Raw genomic sequence first — 26,161 nt, forward strand, 5'->3', positions numbered from 1 at the left:
TCGTTATATTCCCACAAATATTAATTAAAAAAATATCCAGCACATTCTAAAATTTTGAATCTCTTTAATTCTATAATATCCTATCGTTAAAATAGTAATAAATCATCTAGTTCACTTAAAAAAGATATTCACTTTATAATCAGAATAGTAGGATATTATACTTAAACCTTTACTGCAGGCCAATAAAAATTGAGCCTGATGCCAAAGAGGCATCAGGCTTACTTCTACAGCTAAATATCAATGCTATAAAACTGCTTTATTGGGTGCAGTCTAAAATTTTAAGCTTTAACATTCCTCATCAGATTTTCAATTCTGGAAGGTGAAATTTCAGGATTTGCTCCTGGCGCTTCAGCTACAAGCGCTCCAACAGCACACGCAAAATCAATTGCATCCTGCGGTGTTTTATGGGTAAGCAACGATGTGATTAAAGCTGCGAGAAAGGAATCCCCTGCTCCAACCGTATCAGATACTCTAACAGGATATCCGCCATTCTGATAAAGCTCTCCTTCCCACATTAATAGGGCTCCGTGTTTTCCTTTAGTGACACACATCGCATGCACCTTGTTTTTCTCTGCAATAAAACGCATGTTTTCTTCCAAGCCTGTAAAAGGAGAATCCATAGTCGCCGCTATCTCAAGCAATTCCTCATCATTGAACTTAATAAAATCAGCAGAATCCATTAATTCCTGCAGAATTTCATAGCAATAGTGCGGTTTTCTTAAATTGACATCGAAGACCTTATAGGCCGCTGAAGGCAGCAGCTCTTTTAACGTTTTTCTTGAAACATCGTCTCGACAGACCAAACTTCCGTATATCAATACATCAGCTGTTTTTACTGCTGCTTTTGCCGAATCATTCGATTCAATTTTATCCCAGGCAGACGGATAGCTGATTTCATAACTTGCCGATCCGCGCTCATTTAAGGTAACATTAACCAAACCTGTTGGAAAATCTTCAGAAACTGCAATTGTATCTGTTTCAAGCCCCAGTTTTTTCACTTGATCCTTTATTGATACTCCATCTTCATCATTTCCCACACAGCTTATCATGGCCACCTCGCATCCCAGCGTTTTCATTCGCAGGGCTACATTCAATGGAGCTCCCCCAATCTTTTTTTCATTGCCAAAAACATCCCAAAGCACCTCTCCGTATGCCACTGCCTTAAGGCTTTTTCCGTTATTCATTCTAAAATTATTTTACTATTATTTTTTTATTCTGGCTGCGTTACCTGAAGATTTGATATCGTGCTTGATTGCCCTTCAGCAATAATGCCCCATTTATTTTGGTCTCTTCCGTAAACACGGTTGGTGAGCGCTGCTTTTCCGTTAATGTAAACTACTACAACACTTCCTTCGGCAACTATTTCAACATCATATTTTACATTTGTCTGAAATGCAAATGGCAAACGAGTAACTTCCTGCGAAGCCGAATTATAACCGCTTATCCTTCCGTTAGCAATATCCAAAATCACTTTATAATAGCTTCCTGTATCATTGGTATGAAAAACAAATCCCGTTGTTCCTGAAGCTTTTGCTAAAGCAACTTCTGCCTTTATTTTAACTTTCTTGCCAATGCTTTTAAAAGTTACCATCGCTTTTTCTGTTTCTCCGGACAATGAATAAGTTCCATTATTAGCTGCTGCATTAGAAGTAATTGCATCTACTTCTGCAGTTCTACTCTTTTTAGAAAACAAATCCTTAACTGATTTCGGCGATTGCGTTCCTAAAGTTCCATCTGAATTCTGAATCAATTCATGAATGACCATATTTCCTGCCCAATCTTTATTTCCTAAATCATTCTCAGGCGTTTTTCTGGCATTCCATCCAAAAACATATCTTTTATTCCCGTCAGAAGCTGTTTTTCCTGCATAAAAATACTCTCCATCGATTCTGTCATTTTCTGGTTTTGTCCATGGGCCATTTATTGATGATGAAATTCGATAATGCGTTCCTTTATTACCGCTCCAATTCTCAGAAAAGATCAGATACCAGTAAGTCCCCATTTTAAAAATATCTGCACATTCCATCATCAGGTAATTATCTTCAGGAGCTGTGGTGTAAAGCGGAGCCTGAACATCCCATTTTCCAGATGCCGGATCAGCGCTTGTAAAATGCAGCAGAACGGCTTTTCTTCCCGGTTCTGTCTGCGTGCTTACCAGCATTGAATATTTCTTCAATTCGTCATTGTAAAACACATGCGGATCTCTAAAATCATAATTATAATAGCCCGCTGGAGCTGTAATTTTAAAGGACGGAACTTTTGTCCATTTTTTCAGATCACTGCTAGTTGCGCACAAAACGCTTTCTCTGGCATTCAACTGAACGAAAGCCGGATTTTCATTGTGGCCAGTGTAATAAAAGTAATAAAGGCTGCCTACTTTGACAACTGATCCTGTGCCAACGGCAAAATCAGGTTCAAGAGCTGTACCGTACGGAATGGTTTGGCCTTCATAAGTAAAATGCGCCAGATCTGTACTCTGATATTCATGAATGTCATGAAATCCTTTTCCTGCCGGCTTATTTTGCGCATCATGCAGAAAATAAATATGGAATTTTCCGTTGTCAAAAAAAGGCATGACATCTCCCGTATAGCCCGCGCTGTAATACGGATCGTTTGCGCCCATCCACTGCGCCGGCGGAACAGGAAAAACACTCGAAATTTCAGAATTTCCCCCCGAAATTGAGCCTCCAATATACGTTTCATCCTGACTGCACGAAACCAGCGAAAAGAAAAGCGAAGCGATTGTGATTATATTTTTATTTTTCATTTTAATAAAATTCTTAAATGGATTATTTTACCGCTAGATAATTGATGCTGTTTTGCGTCAATAGTCTGATGTTTGTTATAAACTCATTAGCCTGGCTTGGCACTCCGCTGCTATTGGTTTCATTATACCAATCGTAAGCCCCCATGGAGATAACAATTACATTTTTATTGGCGCTTGCATTTGGAAACTCAGCAATTGTAACCCTTCCGTCCAATGCATTATCCCAAGCTTCACTGGCCAGATTGGTTCCTCCTGTCTGATTTCTCCATCCTTCTCCATTATTATATCCGCCCCATTCCGGTAAAAACCACCAAGCCGTATGATTTAATCTGAATGTGCCGCTTTGCAATAAATTGGCTTTTCCTGCTTCGAAAGTGATTAAGCCCTGAAATATTGGATGGTTTTCGTGGCCTACAAACGACATTCCCCAAGAATTTCCGTCTACAAATCCATTTGGAGGGAAATCGCCAAAAACATTATTCGGTCCTTTTCCTGATGGAACAATTCCTAAAGCATCGACATATTGCGAAGCAAAAGAAGTCAGCAGCAGATTTCCCTCATTTGTTCTGAAGTTTTTCAATGCATTGGTAACTGCGGGATTATAAGCCACCGAAGGCAGGTTTGCAGCCGAATCAAAGTGCCACCATATCACATCGATATCGCTTAAATCTGCACCATTTTGTATACTTTCAAAAGAAATATATTTTGCTCCTGAAAAAGTATCAAAAAGCCAATTTGAAGCTGTTATTTCGTCCATGTTGGTTATTCCAGACCTTGTAGCGGCAGTTCCTAAAAATGCAACCGTTAATCCTGCAGCTGGAACTCCGACATTTGCCGTATAATTAACGCTTTTCCCCTTTGATGTTATTACAAAAGTCACAGCATTAGTAAAATCAATTGCTGCTCCTGATGCTGGCGAAATCGTAACTCCATCTGTTGTTTCAATTTCTGGTTTTAGCGCTGTTAAATCGGTATTTTCTGGAAGAGTCATATTAATCGTTTTGCTAATGTCGTTCACTGTTGCTGCAACGCCATTAATTGTAAAACTCTTAATCGGACTTAAAACGGTTGTGGTTACCGTATAATCCTTATATAAATTACCATTAACCACTCTGAATTTTACTGGGTTTGTAAAATTCAGAGCCGAATTTAATTCAGGATTTGATGTTGCCCCTTCTGCAAAAACAACTTCCGGTTTTATAGCTGTAATATCTGATCCATAAGGCATTGTTACAGAAATTTTTCCCGTAACCTGATCAATGCTTCCTGAAACTCCATTTAGTTTGAATGAAAGCACATTTGAAGGCGAACTCACGTCAAATCCGCCAGTTTCAAAACCATTTTCGCAGGCAGTAATCATAAAAATCATCGCCAATGCCATAGACACTTTGGTCCAATATTTATTTAAAGCTTTTTTCATATTGCTGATTCTTTAAAGATTAATAGCCTGGATTCTGTTTGTACAATCCCTGACTGAAATTAATCTGCTTCAGCGGAATTGGACAGTACTCCTCTTTGTGGGCATCAAAAAAGGCATCCTGATAATACGTGCGTTTTGTTTTTTCTTTTGCGTAAAAATCATTCATAACCTGATCTGTAATTCCCCAGCGGACAAGATCGAAGAATCGGCTTCCTTCCATCGCCAATTCCAAACGGCGTTCCCAACGCAAAGCTTTGCGGGCAAAATCCTGTGTCCAGCTGCAATTGCTTCCGTCAACATACGTATTGATTTTGAAGTTGCTCACATAAGGCAGTCTTCCTGTACTCTGCGCCGCTCTTTCTCTGATTTCGTTAATCAATGGCAAAGCTTCAGATTGTCTTCCCAGTTCAATCAAAGCTTCGGCACGCATCAAAATCACATCGGCATAACGGATCTGAATTCTATTTTTTGAGTTTCCATAAAACGGATCAATATTAACCACACAGCCGCAGCTTGGAGCCACGTTTTCTTTTAAAGAAGCATAATAGCCATACGTTCCCGGAGATCTTACCCAAGCTTCAACATACAGAAACTCAGGATCGTATTTATAAGGCAGTCCTGGCATCGCTACGGTATGATACAATCTAGGATCAACTGTATTAGCATCTATATTTTTATAATCAAAATCTTCATTGTTATACGTATCAAACTCTGGCAAACCATTTGCTCCGGTTTTGAAAGCATTCACCAAATTCTGGCTTGGTTTATGAAAATCGCAACAGCCTAGACCTTGCGGTGTAGAAAGAACATCAGAAAAATTCAATCTTCCGTAAAGCGTTCCGTCGTTGTCTGAAAACTGAATGGAGAAAATAGATTCCGGTCCGTTTTCATAAGTTCCCGGCAAGAAGTTATTGGCAAAATCAGGTTCTAAAGATGCTTTTCCAATTACTTTATCGGTTGCCGCTATTACTTCCTGCAAATGCTGCTGACTGATTCCTGTAACCTTAAAAGTTTCGTCCTGAGTATAGGCCTGATACAATCTAGTTTTTGCCAAATAAGCATAGGCCGCCTTTTTAGTCGCGCGGCCAACTTCTGGTTGCGCATCGGGTAAATTTTCGGCTGCAGCCTGAAAATCCTCTGCGATTTTATTCCAAAGCTCTTCGTTTGAAAGCGCTTTGTTTGAAATTGTTTTATAATCTTCTATTGCAATATTTTCAGTAATATAAGGCACATTTCTAAACATGATTTTCAGCATAAAATAGAAATGCCCTCTTAAAAAACGCATTTCTGCCATTCTCGTTTTCTTCAATGGATAATCTGCTTCCGAGATCTGTTCCAAAGCTTTCAATGCTTTATTGGCTCTAGAAACACCAACATAACTGATGTACCAGAAACTGTCCAATTCTCCAAAATCCGGGCGTATATTATTTGAAACTTCAAAAAAGTGAAAATCCTGAATATCATTTGTGCCGCTTCCTCCTTTGTAGGCATCATCAGAACGGACATTTCCAAAAGGCCATAAACTGTAAGGAGAATCATAATGGTCATTTCCTAACTGCGCGTAAGCCGCATTCATAAATCCTTCAACATTTTCAGGCGTAACAATATCTTTTTCCGATAGTACGCCACGGGGATCATTTTCTAAAAAATCGGAACAGGAAGCAAAGAAGCCCATCGCTGCAAATCCTGCTATATATAGTATTTTTTTCATTTTTAAATCTTTTATTATAAAGTGAAATTAAGGCCGGCAGTAAATGTTGTCGGCTGCGGATATCCAAAACCTGCATTTTCAGGATCTACGCCTGTGAAGCTTTTCGCATCAAGAATCAATAGGTTCTGACCGCTGATGTATAGTCTGAAGCTTTCCATGCTTAATTTTTTCAATAATTCTTTTGGCAGGCTATAGCCAAATTGTAAAACCCTAAGTTTCAAATAGCTTCCGTTTTCCACATAGTAAGTTGAAAATCTCGATTCTGCATTTCTGTCCACTGTTGTCAATGCCGGAATAGTTGAATTTGGATTATCCAATGACCAGGCATTCAGCAGGCGCGTTCCTTTATTTGACCCCACGTCATCGACACTCCAAAAATCTGTTTGATACTTTGTGTTATTGATGACATCAACATCTGTCGCACCTTCCCAGAAAGTGGTGAAATCAAAGTTTTTATAAGACAAGTTCAAATTGATTCCGTACAGCAATCCCGGATTTGGGTTTCCAATCCACGTGCGGTCTTTATCTGTAATTGCACCGTCGCCGTTTAAATCTCTGTAGCGGATTCTCCCAAGGCCTTTCCCTTCCTGAATTGCCGAATTATCCACCTGATCCTGGCTTGTAAACAATCCGTCAGTGACGTATCCATACATTGAATTAATCGGACGCCCCAAAATATTATCGTCAAGTCCGTCTCCTCCGTAATTGTTTTTTACTTCATCAGGCAATTGCGTAATCTTATTTCTGTTTGCCGAAATGTTTCCGGAAATATCATATTTCAATCCAAAAGAAGTTTCATCATGATAGCCCAATGAAAACTCCCAACCTCTGTTTTCCATTGAAGCTCCGTTTACCCAACGGTTTCCTCCTTCTCCAATAACTCCCAAATACGGAGGCAATACCAAAATATCATCTGTTTTTTTAATGTAATAGTCGATAGATCCGCTCAGTTTCTGTTTGAACAGACCAAAGTCCAGACCAATATTGGTCTGCGTGGTGGTCTCCCATTTCAAATCGTCATTTCCAGACTGCGTCGCAATAAAACCGGAAGGAAGCAATCCGTTTCCGTTTCCTGCAATATCGTAAGCCGTTCCATAAGAAGTAGCCCAGGTTGGGCTTCCGCCAGCGTAACTTGCCAGATAAAGCGAATAGACTGCTGTATTGCTGATTTCCTGATTACCGGTCTGTCCCCATCCTGCTCTTAATTTTAAATCGGAAATAGCGGTTATTTTATCTTTTATGAAACTCTCATTGCTGATTCTCCATCCTGCAGAAACCGCGGGAAATGTTCCAAACTGATTGTTTTTACCAAAACGGGAAGAACCGTCACGGCGAATGGTAGCCGAAACCAGATAACGGTTGTCAAACTCATAGTCTGCTTTTCCAAAATACGAAAGCAGAGAATATACTGTTGAAGTTCCGCTGGTGAAAGATTCTCCCGTGCCTGCATCAGGATACATATAATCCGGCGTTTCGATCAGAAAGTCATTTTTGCGCAATGTATTTGTATCATACGTATCTTTGTACATCTCCGTTCCCGCCATCAGATTCAGATTGTTTTTTCCGAAATTCAAACTGTAGATTGCAGTATTGGTCCAAGTCCATTTGTCACTCACAGACTGGTCAATCGTAACCGAAGTCTGGTCGTTTTGCAGATAACCCGATTTGTAGCTTCTTTGCAGTGTGCGTTTTTTATAAAAACCGTAATCCATTCCGAAACTCGTTTTAATGTGCAGGTTTTTAATGATTTCCAAATCGGCGTAAGCATTGCCAAAAAGACGCAGATAATCGTATTTGTTGTCTTTGTTATACTCTAAAAGACGAACCGGATTTTGTCTGTCGTTCATTCCTCCAACAGGTCCTCCCCATCCCTTTCCATCTACAGTATGCACCGGAATAATTGGAAGTGCTCGCAATGCCGGATCTAAAACGCCTGGATCTGTCACTTCGTTGGTACGGTTTAAGCTGAAATTTTCCCCAATGACTAATTTTCCGTCAAAATATTTGTATGAACTGTTCATTCTGGCAGAAATTCTTTCAAAATCAGTAGTTTTCACTACACCTTCATTATCGTAATAGCCTAATGAAAAAACATAATTCCCTTTATCTGATGCATTTGACACAGACAAATCATAAGAATTGGCAACTCCTGTTTGGGAAATGGCATCGTACCAGTCTGTATTTGATGCCTTTAAAGTTTGTTCGCTATCTAAATATTCCGGAACCAGAACCTTATTCAGTTGCGGTTTATTATTGTTTACCGACCAGTCAAACTGATAGCGCAGATTATTGCTATTCGGATTCAATCCATCGTTAATGTTAGCCTGCCAAAGCGCCTGCCCAAACTGGTTGGCATTCAGCACATCCAATTTTCTTGAATAGTCGGAAAATGAAGCATAAGTGCTGAAATTGATTCTCATTTTGCCTTCTTTTCCTTTTTTGGTTGTAATGATAATTACGCCGTTTGAAGCTCTTGAACCGTAGATGCTGGCAGATGAAGCATCTTTCAATACCTGAATAGTCTCAATATCATTAGGATTCAATTCGTGCATTCCCGATTTTGTCGGCATTCCGTCAATAACGTAAAGCGGATCTGTATTGTTCAAAGTTCCAACACCGCGAATCACAACTTTGGTATTTCCTCCGCTTGGCGAACCGTCAGACGACACTTTTACGCCGGCAATTCTTCCCTGCAGAGCCTTAATCGGATTTGGTTCCGGCTGTTTCATAACATCTTTCATGTTTACAACAGCGACAGCTCCGGTAATATCTGTTTTCTTTTGTTTGGAATATCCGGTCACTACAACTTCATTCAATTGATTGTTATCAACTTTCAGCGTTACATTGAGTATTTTCTGTCCTTTAACTGGAATCGACTGAGGACTATAGCCCACAAAAGAAACTACAAGCACAGCATCAGAAGCAATACTGGAAAAGGAAAAATTCCCGTCAAAATCGGTTACCGAACTGGTATTGGTTCCCGAAATCAATACTGTTGCACCAGGAAGCGGCATTCCGTCATCAGAGGAAATTACCGTTCCTTTTATTCCGTTTTCCTGCGCCGTCATGAGCATTGGAAAAAAGAAAAATAGAAAATAAAAAATCTTATTTCTCATAAATTTTTGGTTTGGTTAAGGTTATTTTTAATAGTTAGTCATGTTTGTCTGCCACTCCTTAGCAGTTTTTTATTTTGAAAAATAGATGCAGCGAGCCTGAAAGAGATTATCCTTCTTACGGCAATGCGGTCTTTTTTTGGATTGAATTAGAAAATTTCTATTCGATTGTCTTATTGCTTTTTATTAATGTCCAACACTTGAACAATCCCGTTTTTCAATTCTATTTTCTCTTTTGAAGAAAGTGAAAGAGCTGAAAATGGCTTATTTAGGAAAAAGATTTCTGTCATCACTTTTTCGCCGTTATTATAAAAGATTTCAATTGAAGTTTTATCCAAAATAATTTTAAAAGCGGCACTTTTTTGGCTTCCCTCCAAAAACGCCCTGCTTACATCTGAAGCAAACTTATCTGAGAAATCAATTCTTCCGGCTTTAGAACGATCAATGAACAAATAATTTTCCTTGTTGTTTAAACCAAAACTTAAAGATTCTCCATCTGAATTTGAAAGCGTGAAAGTATAATTATCCTGCTTTAGTTTTTTTAAATCCAGACTGATAACAGCTTTTGTTAAATCTGCTTTTCCGCTTTCGATTACTTTTAGAGTTCCTTTTCCGCTTAAATTTTGCACTTTAATGGTTTGGACAGCATAATTATTTAATTCTCTTACCGGTTTACTCGCCAAAGTATAATGGTTTCCTTTTTTTACCAATTGCAATTCGCGCGGAATCGTGTTGCTGCTTCTCCATATTGTTGTGGGAACCTGCTGCGCATAATCCCAGTTTGACATCCATCCGATAAATAATCTTCTTCCGTCTGAAGCTGGCACATTGTTCCAGGTTACTCCCGCATAATTGTCTTTTCCATAGTCTGCCCAAACTGCTTTTTCATTTTTTACCCTTTCAGCGAAACTTTTATCCATCGTGAAGGTTTTCCCATCAAAATCTCCAACAAAATACTGAACGCCAGAACCTCCGTTTGGCCCGCCTGGATTTAGATTTACAATTAAAACCCATTTGGTTGCTGTAGTTCCTTCTACTTTTATTTCAAAGAAATCCGGACATTCCCAAACACCGCCATGAGCACCGATGTTTTTTCCGAAGTCAGATAGCAGCTCCCAATTCTTTAAATTAGAAGATTTGTAAAACTGTACTCTATCTTGCGCCGCCAGCACCATAATCCATTGTTTGTTCGTTTCATCCCAAGAAACTTTCGGATCACGAAAATCTCGAATTCCAGGATTTTTCACGACAGGATTTCCTTCCTCAAATTTCTGCCATGTAAATCCGTTATCATTCGAAAAAGCAATATCCTGCTGTTCTACATCTATTTTGCCTTCTTTCTCCTTTATCATATCGTGCAGTGTATACACTGCAATAATCGGAGCTGTTTTTCCTGTTCCTAAACCAGATGCATTGTGTGTATCCACAACAGCACTTCCAGAAAAAATATATTTGTCTTTATCGGGATAAATCGCAATTGGCAATTCTTCCCATTTAATTAAATCTTTAGAAATGGCGTGTCCCCAGTGCATTGGTCCCCATGTATTTCCGTCTGGATAATGCTGGTAAAACAAATGGTAATAGCCATTGGCGAAAAACATTCCGTTGGGATCATTCATCCAGCCTTTTTTTGGCGTAAAATGAATGTTTGGGCGATACATTTGTTCTTCTGCTGTCCCCGATACGGTTACAGCAGCAGTTTGCGCCGCTGCAGAAAAGGGTTTTAATCCTGCTATCGACAGTAAAACGGCACTATAAAGAGCTAACGGGAGATGTTTCTTTGATTTCATTTTTGTGGTTATTTTTTTTAGTTAGTGTTTCACTTAGCGCTTCCAAAGCAATTCCTTTTGTTTCAGGCATCAGAAAAATTACAAACAGCAATTGCAACACCATCATCAGCGTAAAAATAAGAAATACAACTTCCGGTCCGATTTCTGAGAATAACATTGGAATTAGAGATGGAATAATCGCAGCCAGAACCCAATGCACCGAACTTCCAAATGCCTGTCCCGACGCGCGAATGTGATTTGGAAAAATTTCTGAAATGAAAACCCAAATTACAGCGCCCTGACCAATGGCATGCGAGGCAATAAAAAGGAAAAGGAAAATTGGAACTGACAATCCTCCCCAATTGCAATAAAAAGAAGCCGATACTAATCCGAGCGAAATAATATATCCAACAGATCCAATGTACATTAACAGCTTTCTTCCTAATCTATCGATTAATGCCACACCGATTAAGGTGAAAATAAGATTGGTAACTCCGATTCCGATACTGCTCAGTAATGCTGTATTTTGTCCCAGTCCGGCTTCCTCAAAGATTCTTGGCGCATAATATAGAAATGCATTAATTCCTGAAAACTGATTAAAAAATGCAATTAGGAAAGCCAGAATTAAAGGGAAACGGTATTTCTTCATGAAAATATTTTCATGTTTAGCGGCTCCATTTTCGCGACTGTCATCGATTAAATCTGAAATATTTGCAGTTGGATCAATTGCATATAAAACTTTACGCGCTTCTTCATCACGGTTTTTAGATAAAAGCCATCTCGGACTTTCTGGAATCGTTACAATAAAAAGAATGTAAACCAAAGAAGGAATTGCCTGAACGCCTACCATCCATCTCCAAGCATTTTCTCCAATATCTTTCAAAAAATAATTAGAAATAAAAGCTACTAAAATACCCAATACAATATTAAACTGGTACAAAGCTACCAAACGTCCTCTCTTGTCAGCCGGAGCTATTTCCGAAACATAAGCCGGTGCGGCAATGGTTGAAGCGCCAACCCCTAAACCTCCAATAAATCTAAAGGCGGCAAACACAAATGGATTATTGGCCAAAGCAGCCCCAATTGCCGAAGCAAAATATAAAATGCCAATCCAGAACAAAGTCTTTTTTCGTCCTAATTTGTTGGTAGGGATTCCTCCAAATATCGCACCAACAACAGTTCCCCATAAAGCCATTGCCATTACAACTGAACCATGAAAGGCATCAGATGAATGCCAAAGAAGCTGCAATTGCTTATCAGCTCCAGAAATAACTACGGTATCAAAACCAAAAAGAAAACCTGCCAGTGCAGCAGTAACAGACCAAATCAATATCTTATTCATTGTACATGTATTAAAAACTTTCCTGCTAAGATATCTGCAAAAAAATCAACTTATTTTTAACGATGTTACAATTTATTTCTTTAAATATTGATAGATTGATATTACAAACCTAAAACCTTTATTTACAATGCTTTACACAAACTAAAAATCTTTTACGAAAACCTTGTAGTTTCGATTTTGTTGCATAAGCTTCGAAATTGATACCTCAAAAGAATCAATTTCAAATAAAAATTAATGGGACGTTTTATATTCTTTAGGAGAAATTCCAAATTTATTCTTAAAAGCTGTAGAAAAATAGTTTGGAGATGAGAATCCAAGCGAATAGGCAATCTCAGAAATATTCATCTCATTTGACTTCAAAAGCTCCGCCGCTTTCTCTAATTTGACATTATTGATATGGTCGCTTATATTAATTCCGATAATAGCTTTAACTTTTCTGTACAGCTGGACTCTGGAAACACCCAATTTATCCGCCAAATCTTCAACAGAAAACTTTGGATTCTCGACATTCTTCGTAACAATATCATTCATTTTGGTAATGAAGGTCTGTTCCTGATTGCCGAATTTAGATTCTGGTTCAACTCGATAAATATTATTCGTATAATAATAGCGCAGTTTTTCCCTGTTGAAAAGCAGACTGGAAATAGATTGCTTTAAAATCGAAAGGCTGAAAGGTTTTGTCAAATATTGGTCTACCCCACTCTGAAGCCCTTTCAAAATCGATTCTTTATTGCTTTGCGCTGTCAAGATTATAATCGGGATATGAGAAGAACGCAAGTCTTTTTTTAGTTCCCTGCTAATTTCATAACCGTCTTTATCAGCCAAATTAATGTCGCAGATTATAATATCCGGGACAATTTCTAAAGCCTGTTCAATTGCATCGCTTCCGTTAGATACATAAACTTGATATTCAGCTGAAAGTTTGGCTTTTAGGAAATTAACCAAATCTATACTGTCTTCTATAATCAAAAGCGAATGCTTCTCAGCACCAGAAATGGTGTTTGTTTCTTTTAAATCAGGTTCAATGTCAAGATTATCTGTAATTAAACTTGGAATACTGGTCAGATTCTCTACTTTCTGAACAATTTCGCCAGGCTTCAAATGGCTGCTGCCTTTTAATAAAGTGATAATAAACTCGCTTCCCTGTTTTGATTTCAGTTCGATTTTTCCCTGATGCAGAAGCACAAATTCTTTAGACAGATGCAAACCGATTCCCGAGCTGTTTTTATTATTATTTGATGCCCTGAAAAAAGGATCAAACACGTTTGCAAGCTCATCGTCAGGGATTCCAATTCCAGAATCTTTGAAATGAATTTTTACAGTATTATCCTGATTTTCGACAATTGAAATACTAATTTTCCCATTGTCCGGCGTGAATTTAAAGGCATTTGACAATAGATTGAAATAAACCTTATCCATTAAACCTCGGTCAATGAACAGTTCTAGACTTTTGTTTTTGCAGCTTAACTGAAAATCTATATTTCGTCGGGCCGCCTCGCCTTTAAAATTGGCCATTACTTCATTTGTGAAATCATAAATTTTAGTATTGCAGGCTCTTAGCGTAAACTTCTGTTCTTCAATTTTCCTGAAATCCAATAACTGATTAATAAGCCGTAACAATCTGTTTGAGTTTTTGTAGATTAGTTTCACTTCATCAATTAAGGCGGTTCCTTTAATTTTCTCATTCTCAATTAAAGATTCCACATAGCTCATTATTAAAGTAATCGGCGTTTTAAATTCGTGCGATAGTCCGGTGAAGAAATTCAGTTTTGCTTCATTGCTTCTAGCTGCAATCTGAGCCATTTCCTGAATCTCGCTGTTCTGGTCGATTACCGTCTGATTGATTTTTTCGAGCTGTTTTTTCTTTTTTGAAATAGAAATCGTAGAATAAATGCTGTAAATCGTCAAGCTTAAAATAATGACCAGAAAAAAACTAAGCAGCCGAACCAGATTATTCTGCGAAGCATATTCTTTTTCCTGCACTTTGATAGCGCTTTGCTGCGACTCTATCACCAGCTGCTGCTGATCGACTTTGTCCATCTGGTTTTCGATAATCTCAGCATTGTTTTTATCAATCACAATAGTATTGAGAATATTGTTTTTGGCTATTGCTTCTTTGTTATGCATTTTAAGGGCCAGTTTCAAAGCTTCATTTCCACCTGTCGGATATAAAATCGTACCATCTAGCACACCGCTTTTCACTAATTCAATTCCGCCATTTACAGTATTTAAAGCATCAACACCGATAAACTTGATTTTCTTTTCAAGCCCAAGAGTTTTAGCCGTTTCCCAAGCGCTTAAAGCCATTCTGTCGTTATGGGCAAAAATGTATTCAACATTTGGATTTTGCAGCAGAATTGCTTTCAAAGGCGTTTTAACCGATTCTTTTTCCCAGTCGCCCTTAATGGTGTTTACAATCTTAAAACGTTTATTCTCATTGATGATCTGATTGAAACCAAGCGTTCTTTCATATGCCGGAGACGATCCGCTGGCACCGGTAATTTCTATAATATTTCCGGAACCTTTACTGTGTGAGATGATGTATCGGCCGGCAATTCGTCCAATTTCAATATTATCGGCTCCAAGATAAGCCGTATAATTTTCCCCTTCAATTTTTCGATCAACCACAAGAACGGGAATTCCCGCTTTAATGGATTTTTCTACAACTGCCGTTAAAGGTTTGGACTGGATTGGCGATACGATAATAACATCAACTCTGTTAGAAATAAAACGTTCGATATCTTCTATTTGCTTCTCTACATTATTATTGGCGTCTCTGATGGTTAAATCTACTTCTGGCCGCAAGGAAGCTTCAATTTTTATGGAACTGTTCATTTGTTTGCGCCAATCGTCTGTGCTCATGGCTTGCGAAAAGCCAACTTTAATTTTGTCTCCCTGCTGTTGCTTACAGGAAACTAAACTTAACGATACTGTAAAAAACAGCACAATATATTTTATAGATTGATACATGAAGTAATGAGGTTTGGTAAATAGTATAAATTTCGAAAATACCTTCTTAAACAGCGGCTTGCCAAAATAATTAGGAAGGATTATTTTATAAATGACAAGCAGGAAAAGGTGTAAAATTTCAAAAGTAAAATTAAACTTTTATTTCATGTACACAAATGGCAAATGATATATCTGATGCGAAATAATAAAAACGCTAATATTCATTTAATCAATTTAGAATCAGATAGATTTTCGCATAAATCCAAGATAGGACATCTAAACCAAATTCATCAAGCCAATGAAAAGAAATTTAAATCGAATATAAGATGGATTGTCAAAATGAACTATCAGGCAAACATCATTGATTTTCAAAAAATAGCAGAAAACCCTTCACTTGCAAAGGATCTTGCAAAACGAACTTCCCTTTGGCAGACGCTCAATTATATCAGGGTTGCTATATTTCTTGCCATTTCCTGCGCATTAATTCCGCTCTGCATTAAATTATTCAGTTTAAGAGCATAACAAAAGGCAGTGTAGATTTACACCGCCTTTTGTTTTATGCTAATTAGGTTCCTTTTTTATCATTGCACTGATATTTTATAAAAAGCATAGCTTAGAAAACACTCATGCAGTCTAATGCCGCTTATCTTTTGTTCTTGCTTATCTCGAAGGCTGAAAATGCATCATTTGTCGCACATAATGCTTCAAATTTATTACCCAGACTGCTTTGCTAAAAGTACATTTACAGCCTTTAATTTTCTGCCCATGCCATTCTAAGATGATTTTTTGGCATTGAATATAAACTGCGCAGAAAAACAGCATTAGAAAGTGACCTAATTTAATCTCAATAATAAAATTAAAACCGCAATGATGAAAAAGCAAATGAAACGATACGCATTTTTACTGCTGGCAATTTATGGAACCAGTTATGCACAAACAAAAAAATATCTTGACCCGACCAAACCGATAGAAGAGAGAATTTCGCTTTTAATGAAAGAAATGACATTGGAAGAAAAAGTTGGCCAAATGAATCAGTACAACGGTTCATGGGATGTTACCGGACCTAAACCTGAATCGGGCTCTAATGAAGAAAAATACAATAATATCAAAAAAGGATGGGTTGGCTCCATGCTAACTGTTCGAGGCGTAAAAGAAGTGAGAGCCGTGCAAAAAATTGCTGTTGAAGAAACCCGTCTTGGAATTCCGCTCCTTTTTGGTTTTGATGTCATCCACGGCTACAAAACCTTAAGCCCAATTCCTCTGGCGGAAGCTGCCAGCTGGGATTTGGAAGCCATTAAAAATTCGGCTGGCGTAGCTGCTTTAGAAGCATCTGCTTCTGGATTAAACTGGACTTTTGCCCCTAATGTCGATATCTCAAATGATGCAAGATGGGGAAGAGTTATGGAAGGCGCCGGTGAAGACCCTTATTTGGGAAGTAAAATTGCCACAGCAAGAGTTAAAGGTTTTCAAGGCGAGCGTTTTGACCATACCAAAATCATCGCCTGTGCAAAACATTTTGCCGGTTATGGTTTTGTAGAAGCAGGCCGAGATTACAACAGCGTAGATATGAGCAATTCTAAACTATACAATACGGTGCTGCCTCCTTTTAAAGCGGCAAGCGACGCAGGAATCCGAACTTTTATGAATTCATTCAATACCTTAAACGGCATTCCCGCTACAGGAAATGTTTTTTTACAGAGAGATATTCTAAAAGGCTCATGGGGATTTAAAGGATTTGTGGTTTCTGATTGGGCATCAATAGCCGAAATGATCACACATGGTTATGCCGCAGATGGTGCCGATGCGGCTAAAAAAGCGGCTCTCGCAGGTTCTGATATGGATATGGAATCGAATATATATGTTACAGAACTGGCTAAACTGGTAAAAAATGGATCGGTAAAGGAAAGCGTGATTGATGATGCCGTGCGCAGAATCCTTCGCGTGAAATTTGAACTGGGCCTTTTTGACGACCCTTATAAATATTGTGACGAAGCTCGCGAAAAATCAGATATTGGCAGCAAAGCAAACAACGACGATGTTCTGGATATGGCCAAAAAATCGATTGTGCTATTAAAAAATGATAAAAATCTTCTGCCTTTAAAAAAATCGGGCGCTAAAATTGCTTTAATCGGCGCTTTGGCCAATGATAAAAACAGCCCTCTGGGAAGCTGGAGAATCGCCGCTGATGACAACACCACAGTATCGGTTCTGGAAGGAATGCAGCAATATAAAAACAGCGCATTAGTTTATGAAAAAGGAACCGATGTCGCTACCAACAAACAATCCTTTTTAGACGAAGTGAAAGTTAACACCACTGATTTTTCCGGATTTGAAGCGGCAAAAAAAGCGGCAAAAGAGGCTGAAATTGTGGTAATGGTGCTGGGCGAAATAGGCTTTCAAAGCGGTGAAGCGCGCAGCAGAACAGAATTGGCACTTCCAGGAAATCAGCAGCAATTGTTAGAAGAGGTTTATAAAGTAAACCCAAATATTGTTTTAGTCTTAAACAACGGACGTCCTTTGTCCATACCGTGGGCGGCAGAACATATACCTGCTATTGTTGAAGCATGGCAATTGGGAACGCAATCTGGCAATGCGATTGCACAGGTTTTGTACGGAGACTATAATCCGAGCGGCAAGCTGCCGATGTCCTTTCCAAGAAACGTAGGCCAATGCCCTATCTATTACAATCTGTACAATACCGGAAGGCCTACAGACAAAGACAATAATGTTTTCTGGTCGCACTATTCTGATGTCGAGAAAACTCCTCTATACCCATTCGGCTATGGATTAAGCTATACTTCTTTTGACTATAAAAACCTGAAAATTTCAAAACCTTCTTTTCAAAAAGGGGAAAAAATAGAAATCTCTGTCGATGTGGCCAATACAGGAAAGTTTGATGGAAAAGAAATCGTCCAGCTCTATATAAATGATCCTGTTGCCAGCATTGCAAGACCTGTAAAAGAATTAAAAGGCTTTGAGCTGATTGAATTAAAAAAGGGAGAAACCAAAACAGTCCAATTTATCCTAACAGACAAAGAACTTGGCTTTTATGACAACGACGGCAAATTTTTAGTAGAACCCGGCAAATTTAATATTATGGCGGGCTGGAATTCCAATAATGGGCTTACCGGTAAATTTGAGCTAAAATAAAACCAGAAAAATAAAATCCAAAGAATAATTCTCTAAACAAGAATAAAATATCCTTTAAATTTATATATCCTGAGTACGATAATTCCTTAATTGGTTCATAATCGCACTCAGGATTTTGGCAATATGGCAGATTTGAATAAAAAAAAATAAGTGTTCAAATTAGTTTTATTAATATTGTTTCCCATATCCTAAAAAAATCCACTTAAACAAATCGGATAATGCATACTGTTATATCTAAATGAAAAAGACAACTTATATCCTTATGTGCTTCTTTAGCATTGCAAACTCGCTGTTCTCACAAGGCAAATTTGACAGCTACCAGTTTAGAAGCATACAAGAGACCGCTTCAAAACGGGCTGTTTCTTCCATCATTCAGGATAAAAATGATTTTATATGGATCGGTACAAGCGGTGCTGGCCTATATAGATACGATGGCGTAAATTATTTCGGATATAAATACGAGAACAAACCTGGTTCGGTAAACAGCAATTTTATCTATTCTACGTTTATAGATTCCAAAAATAACCTCTGGGTGGGCACTGATCAGGGGTTATGCTTATATAACAGGGATTTGGATAACTTTACCCGAATCAATATAGAGGATGCCATAACACAAGGATACACGCAGCCCATCACTATAAAAACAATTATTGAAGACAACAGCGGCAATCTATACTTAGGCGCTTACGGTTTTGGGCTATTCAAACTCAACATCAAAACCTTAAAGGCTTCTTTAGTTCATTCAAAAGTGCTCGACAAACCCAATTTTCTCATAAAATCTTCGGTTAAAAACAAACAGGGAACTATTTATTTAGGAACCAGTTACGGGCTTTTAGAAATTGACGCCAATGGAAAAGCCAAACAGGTTTATAAAGACAGATTTAAACGCGAACCTCTCACTAACGACATTGAAAGTCTTGTTATAGACAAATTTGGATACCTATGGATGGGCACAACCGAAAACGGCCTGATAAAAATTAAGCCTGAAACAGATAATTATCGATTTGAAAACTACGCCATTACCAAAAATAAAATCCTATCAATCGTGCAAAGCAGTTTGGGCTACATTGTCTGCGGCACCGAAAATGACGGGTTGCTCGCTGTAAATTATAAGGGAGAAGTGCTAAAAAAGTACCTGCACAGCAAGTACAATAGCGCCAGCTTAAAATCCAATTCGGTTTGGTCCTTGTACGAGGACAAAGAAAAAAGACTCTGGCTAGGATATTTTAACAAAGGGCTTGGCGTTTTTGACAAGCCCAATAATAAATTCAACTCGCTGGAATCGCTTGCCAACAATGAAAATTCCCTGCAGACAAGCTATGTCACTTCGGTTGCAAAAGACAAAAAAGGAAACCTGCTCATTAGCAATGAAGGAGGAGGACTTGACATATATAACCTTGCCAATAAAAGCTACATTCACGTTAACAAAACAAACCAAAATTATTATTCAGGTCTGGATGCTGTCGATATTCAAGCCATTTTTATAGACAGCAGACAAAACATATGGCTTGGAAGCTGGGATCGCGGCATCTATTTCTTAAAAAACGGAACTTCAAGATTTATAAACTATAATACAGCAAATACGCCTGGATTAAAATCAAATCGGATTTTCAGTTTTTCTGAAGATTCAAAAGGCCGAATCTGGATCGGAACTTTTATAAAAGGACTTCATTATTTTGATAATAAAAACAGCACATTTGTACACTGCGATTCGGAACCATTTGTCAAAAACGGTTTGGATAATGCTTTCATCCGTAAAGTTTTTGTGGACTCTGATAATGTTTTGTGGGTCGGTACAATCTTAGGATTATATAAAATCAATATAAAAGACGAAGCTGGCTTCAAAGTGGCAAAAATGCGCGATGCCATGTTCGGAGGCATAAATAAGAACAATAGCATCCAAACTATTCTATCTATTTATGAATCTAATGACAAAACGATATGGATAGGAACAGATGCTCAAGGCCTGTTTAGCTACAGCAAAAAAAACAGGACATTCTCCAATTATGATGATTTTCCCGGATTTGAGGAAAAATCAATTCGCGCTATAATTTCAGACAATAATGGCGCTTTATGGGTAAGCGGCGGATCCGGGCTTACAAAACTTGATCTTAAAAACCGAAAAAGCACCAACTTCAATAAAGATGATGGTCTTATTGATAACGATTTTAACAACAATGCTGTTTATAAAGACGGGAACGGAGAACTTTATTTTGGAGGTTATGAAGGAGTCAATTATTTTAATCCAAACGAAATTAAAAAAGCAGAAAAAGCCCCGCGCCTTTATTTCAGTGATTTTAAATTATTCAATAAATCAGTAAAGCCAAATGAAGAAGGCTCGCCATTAAGCAAGGTAATTTCACAGACTAAAGAAATTGCGCTTAATTACACGCAGTCTGTTTTTACCATCGAATATGTGGGAATCAATTATAATTATTCTAAGAAAAACCAATATGCGTATTATCTCGAAGGTTTTGAAAAAGACTGGAACTATGTAGGAAATAACAGAACAGCAACCTATACCAATCTGGCTCCGGGAAATTATACCTTTAAAGTAAAATCGGCCAACGCGGACGGCACTTGGAGCGGCAATCAATTAGAACTGAAAATAAAGGTGCTTCCCCCGTGGTGGAAAACCATTTGGGCTTATCTAATCTATTCTTCTATTTTAATTTTCCTGATCCTTTATCTTAACAAGATCTATCAAAACCGTTTCAAAGCGAAACAGGCTATCATTCTGGAAAAGGAAAAGAACATTCAATTGGAGAAATTAAACAATAAAAAACTGCAGTTTTTCACCAATATCTCGCATGAATTCAGAACTCCTTTAACGCTGATCATTAATCCGCTGGAAGACATTTTAAAAAGCAAAAAAATATCTCCTGAGATCCACAATAAATTAAAAATAGTGCACAAAAGCTCCGACAGGCTCTCCAGACTAATTAATGAGCTTATGGATTTTAATAAATTGGAGTTTAATAAAATTTCGCTCCAAGCCAAGAAAGTCGAAGTCGTATCGTTTACAGAAGCCGTTATAGGCTACTTTTATGAAGAAGCCGCTGCCCGAAACATTGCTGTTAATTTTGAATCGTCCGCAGACGAGCTCGAAGATTGGCTGGATCCTAAAATGCTGGAAAAAATACTGTTTAATATTATTTCGAACGCATTTAAATTTACCCCTGATAATGGTTCGATCCATATTTCCATAAACGCATCAGAGACCGAAAATGCATTAATAATTGACGGAAATAAAGTTCCATCTTTCTCGATAACCATTGCAGATACAGGTTCGGGAATACGAAAAAAAGATTTGAATAAAATTTTTGACCGTTTTTACCAAGTTAATAATCTCAATAAGGAATATTACGGAAGCACAGGAATTGGCTTGGAGGTTGTAAAGGAATTTGTCGAACTTCATAAAGGAAAAATTGAAGTTGAGAGCCAAGTTGGCCAAGGCACAAGCTTTAAAATAACTTTTCCGCTAGGCAGCTCGCTATATAAAGGAAGTGAGGTCATCGATGAGAAATATAAAATAGAGAATAAAAACGAACTTCTATCTGAACCTGTTCAAGATGAGATCGAATCCAATTCTGAAGCAGAAACCCAAAAAGCCTATACCGTTTTAATTGTAGAAGACAATACAGAACTGAGAAATTATTTAAAACAGGAACTTAGCAAGTCATACAAAGTAATTACAGCCGAAAATGGCCAAAAAGGTTACGACCTTGCCGTACAGAAATTGCCTGATTTAATCATAACCGATGTCATTATGCCAGTCATGGACGGACTGGAACTGTGCAAAAACATAAAAGGCGATTTAAAAACAAGCCATATTCCTTTATTGATGCTTTCTGCCAAAGCAATGGTAAAAGACCGACTCGAAGGCATCGATTCGGGGGCTGACATGTATTTAAGCAAACCTTTTGAACTGGACATTCTAAAATCGAGTCTGGCACAGCTTATCACTAGCAGACAGATTATGTTTAAGAAATTTTACAGCGGCATCACAAAGCAGGGGAAAGAAAAAACAACCTCGCTGGATAATGATTTCATCCAAAAAATTCTGCATTTCATTAATGAGAACATCAGCGAGCCTGAATTGACGGTCGAACTCCTTTCTTCTAAAATCTTTTTAAGCAGAAGCCAGCTGTATCGAAAAATAAAAACCTTAACAGGTGTTTCTGTCAATGAATTTATCCGAAATGTGCGATTAGAAAAAGCAAAACAGCTCATAGAACAGGGCAATAATAATATCAACGAAATAAGCTTCAAAGTAGGTTTTACTTCTCCCTCCTATTTTGCCAAATGCTATAAAATCAAATACGGCCATTTGCCCACTCAGGAAAAAAGAACCAAAGAATAGCAGAATATCCATAATTAAACATCAAATGGCAGAGAGCTTCGGTTTACACCGAAGCTCTTTTTTTTGTCAGTGATTTTTTTCAAAATCGAAGCTTTACATTTTCAGCTGAAAATCAGCAAATAAAAATTAAACCCTTAATATTTTGAACAAACAATATTTTTAAGTCTAAAAAATTATCAATACTTCAGAAGCTGTTATAATGACTATAGGGCTTCAATTTAGCATTTACAGCGCTTCAGAAGCGCTTTTTGCATCATCTGTTGCACAATATGCATCATCTGTTCTACAAAGCAACACCTCTAGAATATACTTTCGTTAAGAAATATTTAAGAAAAAAGTTTAGCCAACCTAACTCAAAACAATCTCTTGGCAAAACACCCAAATTTTTAAATGTTTTTCTTAAAACTTAACGAATTACTAATTATTTCAATTTAAACTAAACAACCAAACTTTATGCAGAAAAAAACATTAAAAAGACTATTGTGCTTAATAGTATGCTTGTGGGGAAATTTTTTCTTCGCTCAAACTGTTAAAGGTAAAGTAACATCGGGAGGAAACAGTCTTCCAGGGGTTAGTGTGATAGTACAGGGAACCAAAAACGGAACGGTCACGGATTTTGACGGCAGTTTCGTATTGAATAATGTCGAGCCAAAAGCAATGCTGCTTTTCACTTATATAGGATACAAAAATTTAATCCTTGAAGCTAAACCCAATATGCAGGTGGTGATGGCGAGCGACCTCGAAAAATTAAACGAAGTGGTCGTTATCGGATACGGGACATCAAAAAGAAAAGACATAAATGGCGCAGTATCTTCCATTAAAGCTTCTGAAATTCAGGATAAGCCATTTATTTCCATTGATCAGGCTCTTGTTGGTAAAGCCGCAGGTGTGAATGTTACGCAAAACTCTGGTACTCCAGGCGGGGGAATCTCTGTTCAGATTCGAGGAATTACTTCCATTAACGGGAATGAGCCTTTATATGTGATCGACGGAACGCCTGTTTTTGCAGACAAGAACAATGATTCCTTTTCGTTTAGCGCTCTAGGCGGAGGAAACGGACAGACTAAAAATTCCGCTTTGTCTGGATTGAATATTTCAGATATAGAGACGATCGATATCTTAAAAGATGCTTCTGCAACAGCCATATATGGTTCAAGCGGTGCAAATGGAGTGGTTTTGATTACCACTAAAAAAGGAAAAAAGGGAAAATCTAAATTTACATACGAAACCTATTTAGGCACTCAGCAGATAAACAATACGGTTGATGTTTTAAACCTGCCCCAATATGCAGCTTATCAGGCAAAAATCTACAAGCTAAACGGAGAGCCAGTTCCTTATCAATATCAAAAGCCCAATCTGCTTGGAAACGGCACAAATTGGCAGGATGAACTTTTCAGAACTGCAACCATGTACAATCACCAGCTTTCTTTCTCTGGAGAAAAAGATGGAACACGCTTTTACACTTCTTTAAATTATTTTGACCAGGAGGGTATTGTTTTAAACTCAGATTTCAACAGATTGGCAATGCGTTTAAATGTAGATTCTAATGTAAAATCTTGGCTTAAAATTGGCAACAACCTCTCAATAAGCAAATCATCTCAGCAAGTGGTAAGAAATGATGACAGAGGAGGATTGGTTATGAACGCCTTAAGACAGTCTCCAGAATTGCCGGTTAGAGCTGCAGACGGTTCTTATGCTGGGCCAACATCCGGTTTGGGATCATCGGCAAATGAAGCCACTAACCCGATTGCCTTATCTGAATACAATAATGCCACTACAGAAAGATTTAAAATCAATGGAAATCTATTTGCTGATTTTACTATTTTAAAAGGATTGGTTTTCCGATCAGAATTAGGATACGATTTGAATTTCTCAAAAAACAGCACTTTTGTGCCTAAATACACTTTAGGAAACGTAACGGAACTTTTAAACAAATCCTTCAAACAGCAAGATCAGAGCTATTACTGGAATATCAAAAACTATCTGACTTACAGCAAAACGCTAAACGAGAAGCATAATTTTACTTTTTTACTGGGCCAGGAAGCGCAGGAAAGCTATTATGAATATTTAAGTGGCTACAGAACAGGCGATTTCCTAAATAAAGATTTCACCAACCTGAATATCGGTGATATTGCCACTGCATTAAACGGAAACGGTTCAGGACGCTGGTCTATGACCTCTTATATTTCAAGATTAAACTACAGTTTTTCTGACCGATACTCTTTTTCCGCTTCTTTAAGAGCAGATGCTTCATCCAACTTTGGACCAAACCATAAATGGGGATATTTCCCTTCATTTTCAGGAGGATGGACAGTGAGCAACGAAAAATTCTTTGAGCCTTTGTCAAAAAGCGTCAATTATCTAAAATTCAAAGCCGGATATGGTCTTGTAGGAAATCAAAACATTCCGGCAAACCGATACCAGACCATTTTATCGCTGCTAGCATCGCCATTTGGCGGGGTTTCGCCAACGATCGACAATTTAGGAAATCCAGATATAAAGTGGGAATCTCTTAAATCTTTCAATACTGGTTTTGAACTGGCTATGCTTAACAACAGAGTGAAATTAGATTTTGACTATTACATCAAAAACTCTTCAGATTTCCTGACCAAACAAATCAACGATGAATCCAATCAAAGTGCGCTTAACTATTATTTGAATACGGGCGAAATTGTAACCAAAGGGATTGAGCTTACTTTAAATACAAGAAACATCGCTGCAGAAAATTTTAGCTGGGATACCACGATCATTTTTTCAAAATACAATAATGAACTGACACGTTTTCAAGGTCAGGGCAAATCATTGTTGGGAAAAGTGCAGTTTGATTTATACAACGTAACCAGAACTACCGAAGGACAGCCTGTAGGACAATTTTATGGCTATGTAACAGATGGCTTGTTTAAAAATGCTGCAGAACTGGCAGCTGGACCAATTCAAGAAGCAGGAACAGGTGTGGGAGACATTCGATTTAAAGATCTTAATGGTGACGGAAAAATAGACAGTAAAGACCAGACGGCCATAGGAGATGCCATTCCAGATTTTACCTATGCTATTACCAATAGCCTTAGATACAAAAACTTCAATTTTTCGGTTTCTTTAACAGGAAGCCAAGGCAACAAGATCTACAACTTTACGCGCCATTATACTGACGGCATATATCCTGGCTTTGGAGACCGATTTGGAAACGTAAGCACACAGGCCATGCAGGCTTTTGAACCTGGAGTGAATGAAAATACCGATGTTCCGAGAATCACCCTTAATGATCCAAATGGCAACGGAAGAATCTCGAACAGATTTGTTGAAGACGGTTCTTATTTAAGAATCCAGAATGTTTCTTTGAGCTATGATCTGCCAAATAAAATTTTCGACAATTCCATTATATCTAAAGTAAGATTGTATGCTAACGTTCAAAACTTGTACACGTTTACAAAATATACCGGATTTGATCCAGCTCTTGGAAACCTAGACCAGAATATAACACTGAGCGGTATCGACTTAGGGCGCTATCCTGTGCCAAGAATAACTTCCATAGGGGTAAATTTAGAATTCTAAGCTTTATAAAAACACATTCAACTTA

At 37.9% G+C, this 26,161-nt stretch carries 12 protein-coding genes; 4 read left to right on the forward strand and 8 right to left on the reverse strand.

Annotated elements, in window-relative coordinates; all coding sequences use genetic code 11:
* Positions 1-278: 278 nt before the first annotated feature.
* From PQ463_RS07510 to PQ463_RS07545, 8 genes are all read right to left on the reverse strand, one after another.
* Complete coding sequence (locus PQ463_RS07510; RefSeq protein ID WP_274257039.1) at positions 279-1,184, reverse strand: carbohydrate kinase family protein; 906 nt, start codon at positions 1,182-1,184, stop codon at positions 279-281.
* 26 nt (positions 1,185-1,210) lie between these two features.
* Positions 1,211-2,767, reverse strand: coding sequence for a glycoside hydrolase family 32 protein (locus tag PQ463_RS07515; protein ID WP_274257040.1), 1,557 nt, complete (start codon positions 2,765-2,767; stop codon positions 1,211-1,213).
* A gap of 22 nt (positions 2,768-2,789) precedes the next feature.
* Positions 2,790-4,187 carry a DUF4960 domain-containing protein gene (locus PQ463_RS07520; RefSeq protein WP_274257041.1) on the reverse strand — a complete coding sequence of 466 codons (1,398 nt, stop codon included), beginning with the start codon at positions 4,185-4,187 and terminating at the stop codon, positions 2,790-2,792.
* Positions 4,188-4,206: 19 nt separating this feature from the next.
* Positions 4,207-5,898 carry a RagB/SusD family nutrient uptake outer membrane protein gene (locus PQ463_RS07525; RefSeq protein ID WP_274257042.1) on the reverse strand — a complete coding sequence of 564 codons (1,692 nt, stop codon included), beginning with the start codon at positions 5,896-5,898 and terminating at the stop codon, positions 4,207-4,209.
* A gap of 14 nt (positions 5,899-5,912) precedes the next feature.
* Entirely contained in the window at positions 5,913-9,014 is a 3,102-nt protein-coding gene (locus PQ463_RS07530) for a SusC/RagA family TonB-linked outer membrane protein (RefSeq protein WP_274257043.1), read from the reverse strand.
* Positions 9,015-9,184: 170 nt separating this feature from the next.
* Positions 9,185-10,801, reverse strand: a complete 1,617-nt coding sequence (locus tag PQ463_RS07535) for a glycoside hydrolase family 32 protein (RefSeq protein ID WP_274257044.1) — start codon at positions 10,799-10,801, stop codon at positions 9,185-9,187.
* A complete protein-coding gene (locus tag PQ463_RS07540) occupies positions 10,764-12,122 on the reverse strand; it encodes a sugar porter family MFS transporter (protein WP_274257045.1) in 1,359 nt (452 codons plus the stop codon). The genes PQ463_RS07535 and PQ463_RS07540 overlap by 38 nt, the downstream gene beginning before the upstream one ends.
* 231 nt (positions 12,123-12,353) lie before the next feature.
* The gene (locus PQ463_RS07545) at positions 12,354-15,092 is read right to left on the reverse strand and encodes a substrate-binding domain-containing protein (RefSeq protein WP_274257046.1); all 2,739 of its coding nucleotides are present in this window, start codon (positions 15,090-15,092) and stop codon (positions 12,354-12,356) included.
* A 174-nt stretch (positions 15,093-15,266) separates the two neighbouring features.
* On the opposite strand from PQ463_RS07545, the gene PQ463_RS07550 reads away from it, so the two are divergent.
* The 4 genes from PQ463_RS07550 (at position 15,267) to PQ463_RS07565 (ending at position 26,136) form a co-directional block, all read left to right on the forward strand.
* Positions 15,267-15,593 carry a hypothetical protein gene (locus PQ463_RS07550; protein WP_274257047.1) on the forward strand — a complete coding sequence of 109 codons (327 nt, stop codon included), beginning with the start codon at positions 15,267-15,269 and terminating at the stop codon, positions 15,591-15,593.
* 348 nt (positions 15,594-15,941) lie between these two features.
* On the forward strand, positions 15,942-18,221 hold the full coding sequence (gene bglX, locus PQ463_RS07555) for a beta-glucosidase BglX (protein WP_274257930.1): 2,280 nt from the start codon (positions 15,942-15,944) through the stop codon (positions 18,219-18,221).
* 238 nt (positions 18,222-18,459) lie between these two features.
* Positions 18,460-22,584: a hybrid sensor histidine kinase/response regulator transcription factor gene (locus tag PQ463_RS07560; protein WP_274257048.1), complete on the forward strand. Its 4,125-nt coding sequence runs from the start codon at positions 18,460-18,462 to the stop codon at positions 22,582-22,584.
* A 453-nt stretch (positions 22,585-23,037) separates the two neighbouring features.
* Positions 23,038-26,136, forward strand: coding sequence for a SusC/RagA family TonB-linked outer membrane protein (locus PQ463_RS07565; protein ID WP_274257049.1), 3,099 nt, complete (start codon positions 23,038-23,040; stop codon positions 26,134-26,136).
* The last annotated feature ends 25 nt before the right edge of the window (positions 26,137-26,161 follow it).

Origin of the sequence: Flavobacterium sp. KACC 22763 (genome assembly GCF_028736155.1) — a bacterium.
Lineage (GTDB): Bacteria > Bacteroidota > Bacteroidia > Flavobacteriales > Flavobacteriaceae > Flavobacterium.

Bases quoted from the DNA above. Each gene is read 5' to 3' on its own strand.
- PQ463_RS07510 (WP_274257039.1), bottom strand. From the start codon at position 1,184: ATGAATAACGGAAAAAGCCTTAAGGCAGTGGCATACGGAGAGGTGCTT.
- PQ463_RS07515 (WP_274257040.1), bottom strand. From the start codon at position 2,767: ATGAAAAATAAAAATATAATCACAATCGCTTCGCTTTTCTTTTCGCTG.
- PQ463_RS07520 (WP_274257041.1), bottom strand. From the start codon at position 4,187: ATGAAAAAAGCTTTAAATAAATATTGGACCAAAGTGTCTATGGCATTG.
- PQ463_RS07525 (WP_274257042.1), bottom strand. From the start codon at position 5,898: ATGAAAAAAATACTATATATAGCAGGATTTGCAGCGATGGGCTTCTTT.
- PQ463_RS07530 (WP_274257043.1), bottom strand. From the start codon at position 9,014: ATGAGAAATAAGATTTTTTATTTTCTATTTTTCTTTTTTCCAATGCTC.
- PQ463_RS07535 (WP_274257044.1), bottom strand. From the start codon at position 10,801: ATGAAATCAAAGAAACATCTCCCGTTAGCTCTTTATAGTGCCGTTTTA.
- PQ463_RS07540 (WP_274257045.1), bottom strand. From the start codon at position 12,122: ATGAATAAGATATTGATTTGGTCTGTTACTGCTGCACTGGCAGGTTTT.
- PQ463_RS07545 (WP_274257046.1), bottom strand. From the start codon at position 15,092: ATGTATCAATCTATAAAATATATTGTGCTGTTTTTTACAGTATCGTTA.
- PQ463_RS07550 (WP_274257047.1), top strand. From the start codon at position 15,267: ATGCGAAATAATAAAAACGCTAATATTCATTTAATCAATTTAGAATCA.
- bglX (WP_274257930.1), top strand. From the start codon at position 15,942: ATGAAAAAGCAAATGAAACGATACGCATTTTTACTGCTGGCAATTTAT.
- PQ463_RS07560 (WP_274257048.1), top strand. From the start codon at position 18,460: ATGAAAAAGACAACTTATATCCTTATGTGCTTCTTTAGCATTGCAAAC.
- PQ463_RS07565 (WP_274257049.1), top strand. From the start codon at position 23,038: ATGCAGAAAAAAACATTAAAAAGACTATTGTGCTTAATAGTATGCTTG.